We start from the raw sequence: 15,496 nt of genomic DNA, 5'->3' as shown, positions 1-15,496 counted from the left end.
GCCGCACATTGGATATAGCGATAAGCGTCGGCGAGATATCCGGAGACAGGAATGCCGCCGCGCTTATCCGGGAGCTGAAGAACAGGATACAGGCCGGATACTGGGGCATCGGCGGCAGAGAGATGCGCGCCGCGGGCGCCGATATCATCTACGACATGTCCGAGATGGGGACCATAGGGGTGTTTCAGACCCTCAAGTATCTGCCTCGGTTTTTGTATCGCTACTACAGCTTCCGCAGGATGATAACAAGAAAAAAACCGGATCTGCTGGTATTGGTGGATTTCGGTTTTTTCAATACGCGCCTTGCCATGTCCGCGGCAAAGCAGGGTATCAGGTGCCTGTATTATTTTCCTCCCTCTTCCTGGCGCAGGCGTCCCTCCAGACCCTCCGCCCTCATCAGGGCTGACTGCTCGGTGATCACGCCCTTCCCCTGGTCCGCGGAGATACTGGCGGGCTATGGACTGCGGGTCAGGTACCCGGGCCATCCTCTGGTGGACCTGGTCCGGCCGGACTTGTCCCGGGAGGAATACGGGAGCCGCTATCATACGGAGGGGGAGAGCATAGGCTTTTTGGCAGGGAGCCGCAATTTTGAGATAGACTGCCATCTGCCGGTGTTTTTTGAGGCCGTCAGGCTTCTCCGGGCCCGGCGCCCGGATATATGCTGCGTGTTCGCCGCTACTCCCGAGAAGGCGGATTATATCCGCGGCCGGCTGGTCCGGGAATTCGGGGACTATGAGGCGGCCGGCGTCAGGCTGGCGGTGGGAGACACCTACAACGTCATGGCCCACAGCGCCCTCCTGTGCTCCTGCTCCGGCACCGCCACTCTGGAGGCCGGCATCCTGGGTACCCCCATGCTCATAGTGTATCGGGGCACCGCGGTCATGAGGCTGGAATACTCTCTGCGAAAGAGCCGTCTGGGCCTCCCCGGAGGACATATAGGCATGCCCAACATAGTGCTGGACCGGTCCGTGTGCAGGGAGCTGCTGGCCTGCGAGGTCACAGGCTCCGCTATATGCGAAGAAGCCATGAGGCTCCTGGAGAGCCCGGAGGCAATGGCGGAAATGAGGGCCTCTCTGGGGGAGATCAGGGAGATACTGGGCCCCGAAGGCGTCACCGTCAGAGCGGCAGAATGCTTTGCCGAATTGATAAAAGATACAGAAAAATGAAAGCGCAACAACGTATTCTCGGATATATTTTCAGATACGCCCGTCAGCTGGCGCTGCTCTTCGTCAGCTCGCTGATGCTGGCCCTGTCCAATGCGGCCTCCACCGTGCTGGTGGGGGTGTTTCTGGCAGGCACCACTCACGCAGCGGTGGAGGAGACCGCCTTTGTCAAATACGTGATGAAGATGGGGCTCTATCACCCCGGCGACGGACTCTCCGTCCTCATGGTCATAGTCAGCGCCGTGTTCGTGGTGGTCTATTCCATGAGGGGAGTATTCAGCTATATCAATCAGCTCTCCGTGGGGGTCATAGCGGCCCGCATATCCATGGAGATGAGAGAGGATATGTACCGCAGCCTGCAGCGGATGCCCATGAGCTATTTTCAGAAGGGCAAGGTGGGGGACTATATCAGCCGCATGAACTCCGACGTGCAGATCATCCGGACTGCGGCGGACGTGATCATGGTCGGCGTGGAGGCTCCCCTGATGATACTGGTGGGCATGTCCCAGCTCTTTATCATCAGCTGGAAGCTGACGGTGGCTGTGCTGGTGTTCGTGCCGGTCATAGGCCTCATACTGGACCGGATCACCTACCGCATAAAAAAGGCCACCAGCGTCCAGCAGGAATCCATGAGCGACGTGAACGCCAAGGTCACGGAGAACCTCAAGGGCATCAGGATCATCAAGGCCTTTGCCCGGGAGGACTATGAGCTGGAGAGATTTGCCCGGGTCAACCTGTACAACTACGATATGACCGTCCGCACCGTAAAGAGGACCTCTCTGGTGGTCCCGGTCATGGAGGCCGTGGGAGGGCTGGCCGTAGGCGTGCTCATACTCACGGGCTCTCTGTGCATCAATGCGGGCATGTTTGACTTTCCCGCCCTGGGCGAATACATCATGATGAGCTTCATAGTGGCCAATGCGGTGAAGTCCATCAGCAGGCTGAAGAGCACTCAGCAGCAGATACTGGCCGCCGGGGACCGCATCTTCGAGATCATCGATATGAAGGGCCAGGAGACCGACAGTCCCGGCGCCCTGCCTTTTCCCGCCGGAGACGCGGCGGAGGTGGAGCTGAGACACGTGACCTTTGCCTATGAGGACGAGCCCGTCATCAGGGACCTCTCCGTCACATTTCCCGCCGGCCGGACAGTGGCTCTGGTGGGCCCCAGCGGCAGCGGCAAATCCACGGTGGCCGACCTGATACCCCTCTTTTACGCGGTCACCGAGGGAGAGATACTCATCAACGGCGTGAACGTCAGAGACATATCCCTGGGAGCCCTGAGAGAGGCTGTGGCCCTGGTGCCCCAGGAGGTCATCCTGTTCAGCGGCACCATCAGGGACAACATCAAATACGGAGCCCCCGACGCCACCGACGAAGAGGTGTATGAGGCGGCCCGGGCGGCCAACGCCCACGGCTTCATCACCGCGGCTCCCAAGGGCTACGACACGGAGCTGGGAGAGGGGGGCAGCGGCCTGTCCGGCGGACAGAGACAGCGTATAGCCATTGCCAGGGCCCTGCTGAAAAAGAAGGCCCGGATACTCATACTGGACGAAGCCACCTCCGCTCTGGACAACGAAAGCGAGAGCGCGGTGCAGAGCTATCTGGACCACAGGGAGAGCGGCGTCACCACCATCATCATAGCCCACAGGCTTTCCACAGTGAAAAACGCCCACAGGATATACGTGCTGGACAGAGGCGCCATAGCGGAGCAGGGCTCCTTTGACGAGCTGATCAGCGCGGGAGGCTGCTTCTCCGAATTGTACAGCGGCGCGGCCCGGGGAGAGGACAGATGATCCAATTCGTCCTCTACAACCTGTTTATCCTGGTCTTTCTGCCCTTTATAGTGGTGTATCTGCTCATCAGGGCCTTTGTGGTGAAGCAGAGCGTGGTCAGCATGAAGGAGCAGCTGGGACTGGTGGAAAAAGAAAAGTCCGGAGGCGCCGTCTGGATCCACGCAGTCAGCGTGGGAGAGACCGTGGCCAGCTCTCCGGTGGTGAACCTGCTGGCTGAAAGGCGCAGGTCCCTGCCCATAGTGTTTTCCACCACCACCAGGTCCGGCCACGAGCAGGCCAAAAAGAGCATCTCCGCCGAGGGCTACAGGCTCATATACTATCCCTACGATTTTCTCGTCAGCGTCCTGCTGTCCGTGGTGTCCGTGTCTCCCCGGGTGTTTGCCAGCACCGACACGGAGATATGGCCCAACTTCCGGTATATCCTGAAGCTCCGGGGCAGCAAGTCGGCCATCATCAACGGCATCATCTCCGACGGCACCCTGAAGGGGGCCCGGCTGGTGTCCTGGCTCTACAGATGGACCATCAAGAATATAGACCTCTTCTGCATGCAGTCCGAGGAGGACGCCAGAAGGGTGATAGCACTGGGCGCCGACCCCTCCTGCGTGTTCGTCACGGGCAACTGCAAGGCTGACGTGGCCGCGGAGGATATGTCCGACGACGAAAGGCGCGCTCTGAAGCAGGGCTTTTTCGGCCCGGGCTCGGAGGACGCGCCGGTGTTCGTGGCGGGCAGCACCAATCCCGGCGAGGACGAGCCGGTCATAGAGGCCTGGCTGGAAGCCCGGAAACAGGTGCCCGGCCTCAGGCTCCTGATCGCTCCGAGACAGACGGCCCGGGGAGAAGAGGTGGGCGAGATGCTCCGGACAAGGGGCGTAGTCTTTGCCCGGAGGACCGACGCTTCCCACGGTCCCTGCGACGCTCTGGTGCTGGACACCATGGGCGAATTGGCCCGGGCCTATTTTGCCGGCGACGTGTCCTTTGTGGGCGGCAGCCTCATCAGGAAGGGCTGTCACAGCCTGCTGCAGCCCGTGGCCGCAGGCATAGGCGTGTGCTACGGTCCCTACACCTTCAAGACCAAGGATATAGCCTCCCAGACCAAGGCCTTCGGAGTGGGCTTTGAGATCAGGTCCTCCCGGGAGCTGGCGGAGAACATCGTCCGCATACTGCAGACCGACGGGGTGAGAGACGAGATCAGAGAGGGCTGCCGCAGGATGATGGAGTACAACAGGGGAGCCGCAGCCAAGACCTGCGACAGGCTTCTGGCCCTCTATGACAGCTCCATGGCGGTGCAGCCTGCCTGCAGCCGGATACTCAGAGGCGAAAAGCTGCTGTCAGGCGAGAGCAAGACCCCTCAGGCCCTGCTCTTCAGGATAGTCATGTATCCTCTGTCCCTGCTCTACAGGCTGGTCCACTATCTGTATCTGCTGCCCTACGAGACGGGCCTGCGGAAAAAATTCAGGGCCCCGGTGCCGGTGGTCAGCGTGGGCAATATCACCATGGGAGGCACCGGCAAGACTCCGGTGACGGTGCGTCTGGTGAACCTGCTGAAGGAGAAGGGCGTCAGATGCTGCGTCCTCAGCAGGGGCTACGGCAGGAACACGGAGGAAGACCTCATCATAGAGCCGGGCAGCGAGCCCGACGCCCTGCGCTGCGGCGACGAGCCTCTCCTCCTGTCCAGACTCACGGGAGTGCCCGTGGTGGTGGGCAGAGACCGGAGGCAGACCGCCCGCCTGGCCATAGAGCGCTTTGCTCCCGACGCGCTGCTGATGGACGACGCCATGCAGTTCTGGCAGATGCACAGAGACCTGGAGATCATAGTGGTCAGCAGCTCGAGGCCCTTTTCCGGCGGCCTCACCATCCCCGCCGGGGACCTGAGAGAGAGCGTCAGAGCCTTTCGCCGGGGAGACGTGGTGCTGTCTCTGGGCAGCGAGCCCATGAGCGACCGGGACCGGCAAAGGATACTCCGGATCGCTCCGAAGATACGCATCTGCGACGCCCGGACAGTCACCTCCTGCGTGGAATTTGCCGGCGGGCGGCAGGAGCCCGGCGCTATACTGAAAGACAAAAGGGTCTTTGCCTTTTGCGGCATAGCCAACCCCACCCGTTTTCTCGGCAGCCTGAAGGAGCTGGGAGCGGTGGTGGAAGGCAGCAGACTATTTCTGGACCATCACAAATACTCCGCCGGTGATCTGGAGGGCATAGAGGCCGCGGCTGCCGGCTGCGATCTCATGATCACCACCCAAAAAGACATATGCAGGCTGCCCGGGGGCTACGGAGCCCTGAAGGGAGTGTGCACTCTGAACATAGCTGCGGAAATCAATGGCGAAGATGAAATACTGAGCCTTATCATGAAAGAGTTGCATCGTGAGTAAAAACATCCTGATCACCAGAGTCTCCGCCATAGGAGACGTGTATATGGCCCTGCCCGTGGCTATGGAGCTGAAGAAAGCTATGGACTGCACCATCACCTGGCTGTGCGAGCCTTATTGCAGAAACCTGCTGGAAAACCACCCCGACATAGACCGGGTGGCCCTGTGGGAGAGAAAAAAGCACTCCAAGAGCCTGTCCCACCTGCTGAAGGCTACCGCCAAGGTGAGGAAGGAGCTGGAGGACGAATATTATGACTATGTGCTGGATATCCACGGCCGGGTCAAGGTCATAGGCCTCCTGAAGACCCTGAAGCACAGAAAGATCATAGGCTATTCCAGACCGGAAAACATACTGGAGCTGGCCCTCTATGACGAGATAGTCCCGGTGCCCCGACGGACGGTGTATACGGACAAAAACAGGCTCATGGTCAACGCCGTGCTGAAGGACGAGGGTCTGGACCCTCTGCCCGATGACACCGTCACCTATCCCCGGGTGCCTCTCGGGGAGGAGGACCGGGCCGCGGCTGCCCGGCTGACCGGTGAAGGTCCTCTGATAGGCATAGTGTTTGCCGCCAGCAGGGAATGCAAGTATTGGCAGGACGAGAAGTGGCGGGAGCTGCTGCCCTGGATCACGGGGGAGCTGGGATACAGATGCATCCTGCTGGGAGGTCCCGGAGACTATGAACGCGGAGAGGCTATCTGCCGCGGCATCGACGGCTGTGTGAACATATCCGGCAAGACCACCCTCAGGGAAGCCATGGCAGTCCTGGAGCGCTGCGACGCCTCCGTGTGCGTGGATACGGCCATGCTCCATTTTTCAGTGTGTCAGGAGATACCCACCGTGTGCCTGTACGGCTCCGACGTACATCTGGACCAGCACGTGCACAAGGACAACTTTTTGGTGATACATGAGCCGGCCAACCCCCGGAAGCCCTGCCAGAAGCGCTGTCACTGCAAGGATTTCAGATGCATGAAGAACATCACGGTGGATATGGTGAAGAGCCGCCTCAGGGAGGCTCTCGCCATGGGACGGGACCGGTGAGCCGGGTCACTGTGATAGGAGGCGGGCTGGCGGGCTGCGAATGCGCCATGAGCCTGGCCCGAAGAGGCGTGGACTGCCGGCTGTGGGAGATGCGGCCTCTGAAGACCACCCCGGCCCACACCACGGACCTGCTGGGGGAGCTGGTGTGCTCCTCATCCCTGAAGGCCGAGTCTCCCGACACGGCTCACGGCCTGCTGAAAAAGGAGATGTCCCTCATGGGCTCCCTGGTGCTGGAGGCTGCGGAGGCAGCCAGAGTGCCCGGGGGAGCCGCTCTCTGCGTGGACAAGGCCCTCTTTGCGGAATATATCACCCGGGCTCTGGAGGAGTCGGACCGGATAGAGATAGTGAGGCGCGAGGCCCTTTCTCTGCCGGAGGAGGGGATATGCGTCACGGCCACCGGGCCTCTCACTTCCCCGGATATGGCCCGGGCCCTGGCGGACGCCGTGGGCAGCGGTTCGCTCTCCTTTTTTGACGCCATAGCTCCGTCGGTGGATATAGGCTCGGTGGATATGAGCCGCGCCTTCAGGCAGTCCCGATACGGCAAGGGGGATGCGGACTATATCAATTGTCCCCTGACCCGGGAGGAGTATCACGCCTTCGTGCAGGCGCTGGTGGAGGGGGAAAAGGCCCCTCTGCATCTGGCCGAGGACGAAAAGGCCGTGTATTACGAAGGCTGTCTGCCCGTGGAGGTCATGGCAGCCAGAGGCCCGGAGACCCTGGCCTTCGGCATGCTGAAGCCCGTGGGCATAGAGGACCCGGCCACCGGACGGCGCCCCTATGCGGTGCTGCAGCTGAGGCAGGAGAACCGGGAGGGGACCGTGTGGGGCCTGGTGGGCTGTCAGACCCAGCTGCGGCAGAGCGAGCAAAAACGCATTTTCGGCATGGTGCCGGCTCTTGCCGGAGCTTCCTTTGTCCGCTACGGACAGGTGCACCGGAACACCTATCTCCAAAGCCCCGGGCTGCTGGACCCCTTTTTCAGACTGAAGCGGGACCCCCGGCTCTTTTTTGCCGGGCAGCTCATAGGAGTGGAGGGCTATATGGAGTCGGCCATGACGGGCATAGTGTGCGGCATCAATATAGCCCGGCTGCTGTCCGGTCAGGAGCCCATCCTGTTCCCGGCAGCCACCATCACCGGAGCCCTGCAGAGATACGTGTCCGGGGGCCCCGGGCTCTCGTCGGCCGGCAAGCCGCTGCCCTTTGTCCCCATGAACTCCAACTTCGGCATCCTGCCCTATGCGGGAGGCAGAGGCAAGCAGGGGCGCAAGGAGGCAAAAGCCGCGGCGGCCCTGGAAGCTATGGAAAAAATGGGAGAAAATATGTTATGATAAAGAAAAGCGTTCTGGTTCTCGCCCTGCTGTGCGCGGCCGTGTTTCTCCGGGCAGAGGGTATAGTCTGCCTGGGCAAGGCGAGCCTCGCCGACTATCCCGACAGGGACCGGGCCCTCACGGAGGCTCAGGTGAACGCCGAGCTGCAGGTGCTGGAGGTCCTGTGCGGCTATCTGGATATACCTCTTGCCGACTACTCCACCCTCAGCGACAGGGGCAGAGCCTGGGAAAAGGACGGAGTCCTCACCGCCAGGATCACCGTGAAGCCGGACCTGTGGACCATGTGGCAGCGGGCCGCCGACCCGCCGGCCATGAAGATATTTGTCGTCATGGACTCCTATTTTGAGGGCAAGCCGGACCTGAAGGAGACGGGCCTCAGCGTGTTTTTGGAAAGGTTCGTCAACGTGCTGGATATAGCCAGGCCCGAGCTCTACAAGGATGCGGTGAAGAACGTGGCCCTGAACGCCGAGAGAGACAGAAAGATCATGGAGATCGCCAGAAAAAACGGCATCTGGTTCGCCCTCTTTGTGAATATGGCCATCACCACCGAGTCGGTGGTCACCGACGGAGAGCGCCGCTCCAAGTCCATCATATCCGCCCACCTGAAGAATTGTGTGACCGGCAAGACCCTGTGGAGCACCAAGCCCGCTCTCAGGGCAGACTACCTGCTGCGGGAAGGCAGCATGTACGAACGGAGCGCCGGCAATATATGCGACGTCTTTTACGAGACCTGCTATGAGGAAATAAATAGGACTATGGCAGAGTCCTTTTTGATCGAAAAATACTACGAGATGAGGTAACTATCATGAAACGACTTATCTGTACCCTGCTGCTCGTTGCCCTGATGGCAGCGCCGGCGCTGTGCCAGGAGCTGTCTCGGAAATACGTGGACAGCCGGATCACGGTGGAGGAGGAATCCATAGCCATCCCCGACCTGTGCCGGCTGATGTCCGAGGCCTCAGGAGCCACCATAGTGCCCGATGAGGACTGGAGAGTGAAGGAAAGACGGATGATGGTGTTCTGTCACAACGCCGCTCTGCCTCACGTCATGTATTCCATAGCCGACGTGACCCGGCTCATGTGGACCGTGAAGGACGAGAACACCTACGTGCTGTGCTACAGACCCGACACGGACAAGCTCATATCCGAGACCCTGCGGATGGGCGCCGACGCCAAGGTGGACAGAGGCGCTGCGCTGGTGGACGGCATGATGAGCCGCCAGGGTGAGAACCTCAGCGACCTGAAGAAGACCGATCCGGCCAGATATCTCATGAAGTCCACGGGAGCCGGCGACGTGATCGGCCGGGCTCTCAAGTCTTCGCCCAATCTGATGAAGAGCATGGCCTCCGGAGAAAAGCGGACCTTTACCGCCGACGAAGTCAGCGACGGCACTCTGCAGGCCGTGCAGGAGCTGAACAGCCTTATACTGCAGCTGGCCAACGAGGTGTGCCAGTCCAGGAATACCCCGGTCCCCCGGGAGCTGACCCGGACACTGTCCCGCCCCATCGCCAACGGCAACGTGGAGATAGAGGTGAACGGTGATATCCCTCTTGGCCGGAACAGGATCACTGCCGACCAGCTGGGAGCCGTGTGCTCAGGCTACGCCGTGGTCCGCACGGACGGCAGGATCACCGGACTGCTGCCCATCATCAACACCGACAGCGCCATCACCAACACTCTGGCCCAGGCGGCCGTGGACCTGCTGGAAAACCCCGGCATGTCCTTTGACGCCGTGTTTGCCGGACTGGACATGGGCGGCCTGGTGCGGGCGGCGGGCAAGGATATCATGACCGCCAACGACGTATACAAAAAGGAGATACCCTACGACCCGGCCATGGCTGCCATGATCGATCTGGGAGAGCCCAAAAATCTGCCTGAGGCCCTGAAGCTCTTTGAAAAGGCCACCGGCGCTCCCGTCTTTTGCGACTCCTTTGCCGACACGGGCCTGGCTTCCTCCGACGTGCTCCGGATGCTGGGCGTGGATCTGCAGTGGCAGGGCACCATATATCAGGTGCTCACCGGCATCTGCGACGCCTTTGACCTGAACGTGGAGCTGGCCAACGGCCAGTTTGATTTCAGCGACGTGAAGTGGTTTGACAAGATCAAGGCCCAGGTGAGCTCCGACACCGTGAAGAAGTGGAAGAACGAGCTCGGCGCCACCGGCTTTCTGAGCCTGGAGACCCTGCTGGAGATGGGCCGGTTTACCCCGGGCCAGCTGTCCTTTGCCTTCAACTCCGATCCGGACCTGAAGCCTCTGGCCGGAGACTTTGTGAACAACGCCAACGTGCTGGAGATGCTGTCTCTCTGCGACGGCGCGGCCCTCAACGCCATGATGACCGAGGGCGGAGTGAAGTCGGGCTACCTGAACAAGAGAGCCTTCAACGCCTACAGAAGCCTCTATCAGACCGCCGGCTTTTCCGGCAGGACCCCCTGCAGGATCCGGCTGGAATCCAGCGTCACCGGCGAAGCCCTGGTCTATACGGTGGAGTTCATCCCCGACGACGGCTCCGGCTCCAAAAAGGTGGAGTTCAGGATACCCTCTGCGAAAAAACAATGACCTATGACAGCCTGGTACTCAGGCACACCATAAAAGAGCTGAGCCCCTGTATCCTGGGGGCTCTTGTTCAAAAGGCCCGCCAGTCCGAGAGCTCAGAGGCGCTGCTGGAAATGAGGAGCCGGGGGGAGGACCTGCGTCTCCTGCTGAGCTGGAACGCCACGTTTGCCCGGATGTATCTTACCGCCTCCGGCATCAAGGCTGCTCCCAAGGCTCCGGACTTCTGTATGATACTCCGCAAATACCTGACGGGGAGCATACTCACGGAGGTGCGGCAGATAGGCCTGGAGCGGATAGTCAGGCTGTCCTTTGACAGCGGCGGCGCCGTGTATCAGCTCTGGCTGGAGATTATGGGGCGCCATTCCAACCTAACCCTCACGGACTCCGAAGGACTGATACTGGGGGTGGCCAAGCCCGTGGGCAGAAAGGTCAGCGCCGTGAGGCAGCTGCTGATCGGTATGACCTACACTCTGCCTCCCAATACGGAGAGAAGAGATCCCTTCCGCACGGACCCGGAGACCTTTGCCGGCTTGATCCGGGACATAGGGGCCGAAGAGTGTTCTCCCGCCTTTATCAAGGCCTTCACAGGCCTGTTTGAGGGCTTTTCTCCCCAGCTGGCCGCGGAGGTGTGGCTGGGGCTGACCCCCGGGGACACGGAGCAGGCATACGAGAGGATACGGAGCCTTGAAGAGCTGCCGGCGGGGTGCTGGCTCCAGACTGAGCCCGACGGCAAGGCCGCCGGGGCCTACCCTCTGTATCTGCGCTCGCTGCCCGAGGCTTCCCAGAAGCCCAGGGATTCCATCAACGAGACTCTGGACACTGCCTACAGGAGCCTCATTTCCCGCCACCTGAGAGAGACCGCCCGCAAGGAGCTGCTGGTCCGGACCGACAAGAGCATCGCCTTCAACGAGGGCCTGATCAAGTCCTGCCGGGAGACCCTGGCCAAGCTGCCCATGGCGGACAGATACAGAGAGCTGGGAGACCTGTTGTTCGGGTCTCTCCACGCCGTCAAAAAGGGCGACCCCTTTTGCGAGGTGACGGACTACTACGATCCGGAGCTGAAGACGGTGCGCATAGATCTGGACACCCGTCTCGCCCCGGCGGAAAACGCCGAGCGCTATTACAAGAGGGCCAAGCGGGTGAAGGCGGCGGCAGAGCAGGCAGAGGAACGCATACCTCCGGCGGAGGAGCGCCTGAGACAGCTGCGGGAGGCCCGGGAGCAGACTCTGGCAGAGGACAGGCTGCAGGGGCTCAGAGACATCAAAAACCGGCTGCAGGAGGCCGGGCTGCTGAAGGAGATCAAGGCGGCCGAGGAGGAAGGCTCTGGCTTTGACGGCTACAGGATCCGCCGGACCTGGTCTCCGGAGGGCTGGGAGATACTGTACGGCGAGAGCGCCGACGCCAACGACTATCTGACCACCCGGCTGGCCCGTCCCAACGACATCTGGTTCCACGGACGGCAGATCACCGGCTCCCACGTGATCATACGCACCACTGCCAAGACCTGCAACCAGGTGCCCTACGGCTCCATACTCTATGCGGCGGGCATCGCCGCCGCCAACAGTCAGGCAAAGCATTCCTCCCTGGTGCCCGTGGATTATACCTTCAGGAAATACGTGCGCAAGCCCAAGGGGTCCCCTCCGGGCTTCGTGATATACAGAAACGAAAAAACCATAGACGTAAAAAACAAGAGGCTGCAATGATCAACAAACAAAGACTGCTCTCCGAGTTTCTGGAGCTGTGCTCCGTCCCCTCCGTGTCCGGCGACGAAAGGCGTATCGCCGACCTGGTGACTGCCAAGCTGCAGCAGGCCGGCTTCAGCGTATATGAAGACGGAGCCGGCCGGGTGATACCCGCCGGCGCAGGCAATATCATAGCTCTGCTGCCCGGGTCCCCGGAGATAGCTCCGGTGATATTCTCGGCCCATATGGACAGCGTGGAATCCACCGCGGACCTGAAGCCCGTCATAGAGGACGGGGTCATCAAAAGCGACGGCTCCACCATCCTGGGAGCCGACGACAAGACCGGCATAGCCGTGGCTCTGGAAGGCATCAGAAGCTATCTGGAGAGCGGAATGCCCCACGGAGACATACAGTGCGTGTTTACGGTCAGCGAGGAAGTGGGCCTCTGCGGCTCCGTGAATCTGGACACCTCCCGGATAGTCCCGGGCAATATGTACGTGCTGGATTCCGGCAGCCCCGTGTGTTCCATGGTGGTGGCGGCTCCCAGCCAGAACACCATGACCTATGAGATCATAGGCAAGGCCGCCCATGCGGGCATGGCTCCGGAAACGGGCGTCAACAGCATCGCCTGCGCCGCCGCGGCCATCAGCCGGATACAGTGGGGCAGGCTGGACGGCGAGACCACCTGCAACGTGGGAGTGATAGAAGGCGGCAAGGCCAGAAACATAGTGCCCGACTATTGCCGGGTGCTGACGGAGGCCCGCAGCCACGACCCGGAGAAGCTGGCGGCTCTCACCGAGTCCATCAACGAGGCCTTCAGAGCGGCCTGCGCCGAGTTCGGAGCGGAGCTCCGCTCGGAGGTGGCGGACGAATACAGGGCCTTCAGATTTGACCCGGAGGAGCCCATTTGTCAGACAGCCATCAAGGCTGCCCGGAAGCTGGGCATAGAGCCGGTGTACGAGATCTCCGGAGGAGGCTTTGACGCCAACTGCTTCAACGCCAAGGGCATCCCCGCCGTGGCTCTGGGCACAGGCTACGAGCACTGCCACACCCACGAGGAATGTATCCGGGAGGAGGATCTCTATACCTCCGCCATGCAGGTCAGAAATATTCTGGAAGTCCTGTATGAAGAGAGCGCAGGTAAACAGTGAGCGTCTGCTGGCCCTGCTGAGAAGGCTGCTGCTGATCGCGGGCCCCTCCGGCAGGGAAAGACAGGTGGCGGACGCCGTGGCCGAAAAGGCCGAGTCCCTGGGCTTTCGGGTGTATGAAGACGGAGCCGGCAGGGCCTTGGGCACCGAGTGCGGCAATCTGATCTGCGCTCTGGCAGGAGACTCCGGCGGCGCGCCCCTTATCCTCAACGCCCATCTGGACACGGTGGATACTCCCCGGGCGCCGGCGCTGAAGGAAGAGCAGGGGGTCCTGCGGAGCGACGGCTCCACCATTCTGGGAGCCGACGACAGGGCGGGAGCGGCCGCCCTCCTCGAAGCCGCGGAGACCGCCATAGAAAGAGGGATCCCCCGGGGGGATCTGTATCTGGTGTTTACGGTGTGCGAGGAGCAGGGACTCAAGGGCGCGCTCCATTTGGAGGCGGCCCGGCTCCCCCGGGCTCCCTGGTATTCCTTTGACGCCGGCAAGAGAGCGGGGGTCTGCGTGTATTCCGCCGCGGGCCGGGCCTCCGTGGACGTGACCGTTACGGGCCCCGAGGCCATATGCGTCCTGTCCCGGGCCATAGCTTCTCTCCCCTGGGGGAGGCTGGAGAACGGCGACACCGCCAACACAGGCCTTATCCGGGGCAGCTCCCGGGAGGAGAGAGCCTGTCTGCAGGCGGCGCTGCGGAGCCGCTCCGCGGTCCGTATGGCGGGGCTGAAGGAGCGTATGGCAGCAGCGTTTTATGCGGCGGCAAAGGAGGCGGGAGTCCGGGCCGAGGTGGCCATGAGAGACGAATATCCCCCTCTGGAGACGGACCCGGCTGCCCCGGTGTGCCGTCTGGCCCTGGAGGCCGCGGAGATGGCGGGACTGGAGCCGGCCCTGGATACCTCCGGCGGCGGCTACGACGCCAACAGACTGCAGGCCATGGGCTTTCCCGCCGTGGCTTTGGGCGCCGGCTACAGGAACGCCCATTCCCCCGAGGAATATATCGAAGCTGCCGAAGTGATCGGAGCGGCCGGCATGGCCGTCTCCCTCATAGAGCTTTTCGGCAAAAGGAGAGGCCAGTGCTGACAAGAGAAATAGCCACGGTCTCCCGGATCGTCGTCTGCGACGGCGCGTCCGCGGAGGCGGAGATCATCATGACCGACGGGTCCCGGGCCCGGGCCTTTGCCTACGCCGCCATAGCCGGCGAGCTGAGGGAAGGGGACCGGGTGCTGGTGAACACCACAGCCTGCCGCAAGGCTCTGGGCACCGGCGGGGTCCATTTTGTCATAGCCGATCTCACAAGGCCGGAGGAGACCGCCGGCGACGACCGGGGGCACATTGTGAAGTGCCGCTATACCCCGGTCCAGCATACTGTGATGAGCGTGGAGGAGCAGGGCTCCCCATACCATTATCAGCTGGAAAGGGCCGACTCCCTGGAGGGCTTGCCGGTGGTGTGCGGACAGCTCCACAGCCAGCTGCCCCTTTTGTGCTGCGCCCTGAAGGAGCTGGACCCCGGATGCCGCATAGCCTACGTGATGACCGACTATTCCAGCCTGCCCATAGGCTTTTCCCGGCTGGTAAAGACCCTGAAGCAGGGAGGAGCCCTGGACTGGACCATCACCTGCGGACAGGCCTTCGGAGGAGACTACGAGGCGGTGAACGCCTGCTCCGCCATGGTCTTTGCCCGGGACGTTCTGAAGGCTGACTACGCGGCCGTCCTGCCGGGACCCGGCAACGCGGGCACCGGCACCCGTCTGGGCTTTGGCAGTCTGGATATGGCCGGAGTGCTGAACGGCGCGGCGGTCATGAAGGGGCGCTGCGTGTGCATCCCCCGCATCTGCTTTGCTGACCAGAGACCCAGACACCGGGGCCTGAGCCATCATACGGCCACCATGCTGCGGGACTTTGTCCTGCTGCCGGTGATAGTCCCCCTGCCCGCGATAGACGACCCGGACAAGAGCCGGAGCCTGGACCGGCAGCTGGAGGAGTCGGGCATAGGCAGACGGCACCGCCTGATCAGGTCCTCCTGCCGGGCGGGGAAGGACTTGGCCGACCGGCTGGGCATACGCCTTTCCACCATGGGCCACTCCTTTGAGGACACTCCGGAGTTTTTCCTGGCTTCCTCCGCCGCGGCGGAGATAGCCGTGAAGCTGAAGAAGGGCGAAGCCCCGGAATAGAGAGCCGGGAGGCTCTTTTTGCGGGCTCTTGACATTCCCGTCCGGGGCGGGATATAATGATACTGTCCCCCCAGAAGGGGACGGATCCGACCCATGCTGCGGCGACCTGACAGTGTCACCGCGAGGGAGCATGCAAGTCAGAGATCCTGCGTTTGAGCGCGCGGGAAACGGCCGAGCCTGCATGAGGCCCCTTTTCAGGGCCCGTCGGCCGGCATATCTTACCAAGCGCCACAAACCCCCCGGACTCTCTCGTGAGCGGG

11 protein-coding genes are annotated in these 15,496 nt (G+C 61.9%); all 11 read left to right on the top strand.

What is annotated here, in order from left to right; all coding sequences use genetic code 11:
* Positions 1 to 8 precede the first annotated feature (8 nt).
* Genes IK083_08680 through IK083_08630 form a run of 11 tightly spaced genes read left to right on the top strand, consistent with a single transcriptional unit; the run spans position 9 to position 15,236 of the window.
* Complete coding sequence (locus tag IK083_08680; GenBank protein MBR4749626.1) at positions 9 to 1,166, top strand: hypothetical protein; 1,158 nt, start codon at positions 9 to 11, stop codon at positions 1,164 to 1,166.
* Positions 1,163 to 2,956 (top strand): ABC transporter ATP-binding protein, encoded by a 1,794-nt coding sequence (locus IK083_08675; GenBank protein MBR4749625.1) that lies wholly within the window; start codon positions 1,163 to 1,165, stop codon positions 2,954 to 2,956. Before IK083_08680 ends, IK083_08675 begins: the two co-directional genes overlap by 4 nt.
* Entirely contained in the window at positions 2,953 to 5,325 is a 2,373-nt protein-coding gene (gene lpxK / locus IK083_08670; protein MBR4749624.1) for a tetraacyldisaccharide 4'-kinase, read from the top strand. Before IK083_08675 ends, lpxK begins: the two co-directional genes overlap by 4 nt.
* Positions 5,318 to 6,364: a glycosyltransferase family 9 protein gene (locus tag IK083_08665; protein MBR4749623.1), complete on the top strand. Its 1,047-nt coding sequence runs from the start codon at positions 5,318 to 5,320 to the stop codon at positions 6,362 to 6,364. The genes lpxK and IK083_08665 overlap by 8 nt, the downstream gene beginning before the upstream one ends.
* The gene (gene trmFO, locus IK083_08660) at positions 6,289 to 7,689 is read left to right on the top strand and encodes a methylenetetrahydrofolate--tRNA-(uracil(54)-C(5))-methyltransferase (FADH(2)-oxidizing) TrmFO (GenBank protein MBR4749622.1); all 1,401 of its coding nucleotides are present in this window, start codon (positions 6,289 to 6,291) and stop codon (positions 7,687 to 7,689) included. The genes IK083_08665 and trmFO overlap by 76 nt, the downstream gene beginning before the upstream one ends.
* Complete coding sequence (locus IK083_08655) at positions 7,686 to 8,489, top strand: hypothetical protein (protein ID MBR4749621.1); 804 nt, start codon at positions 7,686 to 7,688, stop codon at positions 8,487 to 8,489. Before trmFO ends, IK083_08655 begins: the two co-directional genes overlap by 4 nt.
* 5 nt (positions 8,490 to 8,494) lie before the next feature.
* A complete protein-coding gene (locus tag IK083_08650) occupies positions 8,495 to 10,246 on the top strand; it encodes a hypothetical protein (protein MBR4749620.1) in 1,752 nt (583 codons plus the stop codon).
* On the top strand, positions 10,243 to 11,946 hold the full coding sequence (locus IK083_08645; GenBank protein MBR4749619.1) for an NFACT family protein: 1,704 nt from the start codon (positions 10,243 to 10,245) through the stop codon (positions 11,944 to 11,946). Before IK083_08650 ends, IK083_08645 begins: the two co-directional genes overlap by 4 nt.
* A complete protein-coding gene (locus IK083_08640; GenBank protein MBR4749618.1) occupies positions 11,943 to 13,076 on the top strand; it encodes a M20/M25/M40 family metallo-hydrolase in 1,134 nt (377 codons plus the stop codon). Before IK083_08645 ends, IK083_08640 begins: the two co-directional genes overlap by 4 nt.
* The gene (locus tag IK083_08635; protein ID MBR4749617.1) at positions 13,051 to 14,145 is read left to right on the top strand and encodes a M20/M25/M40 family metallo-hydrolase; all 1,095 of its coding nucleotides are present in this window, start codon (positions 13,051 to 13,053) and stop codon (positions 14,143 to 14,145) included. The genes IK083_08640 and IK083_08635 overlap by 26 nt, the downstream gene beginning before the upstream one ends.
* A complete protein-coding gene (locus IK083_08630) occupies positions 14,139 to 15,236 on the top strand; it encodes a DUF3866 family protein (protein MBR4749616.1) in 1,098 nt (365 codons plus the stop codon). The genes IK083_08635 and IK083_08630 overlap by 7 nt, the downstream gene beginning before the upstream one ends.
* Positions 15,237 to 15,496 lie beyond the last annotated feature (260 nt).

Source organism: Abditibacteriota bacterium, assembly GCA_017552965.1.
Lineage (GTDB): Bacteria > Armatimonadota > UBA5829 > UBA5829 > UBA5829 > RGIG7931.
Note: the sequence above shows the minus strand (reverse complement) of the source record. Positions and strands in the feature narration are given on the sequence as shown.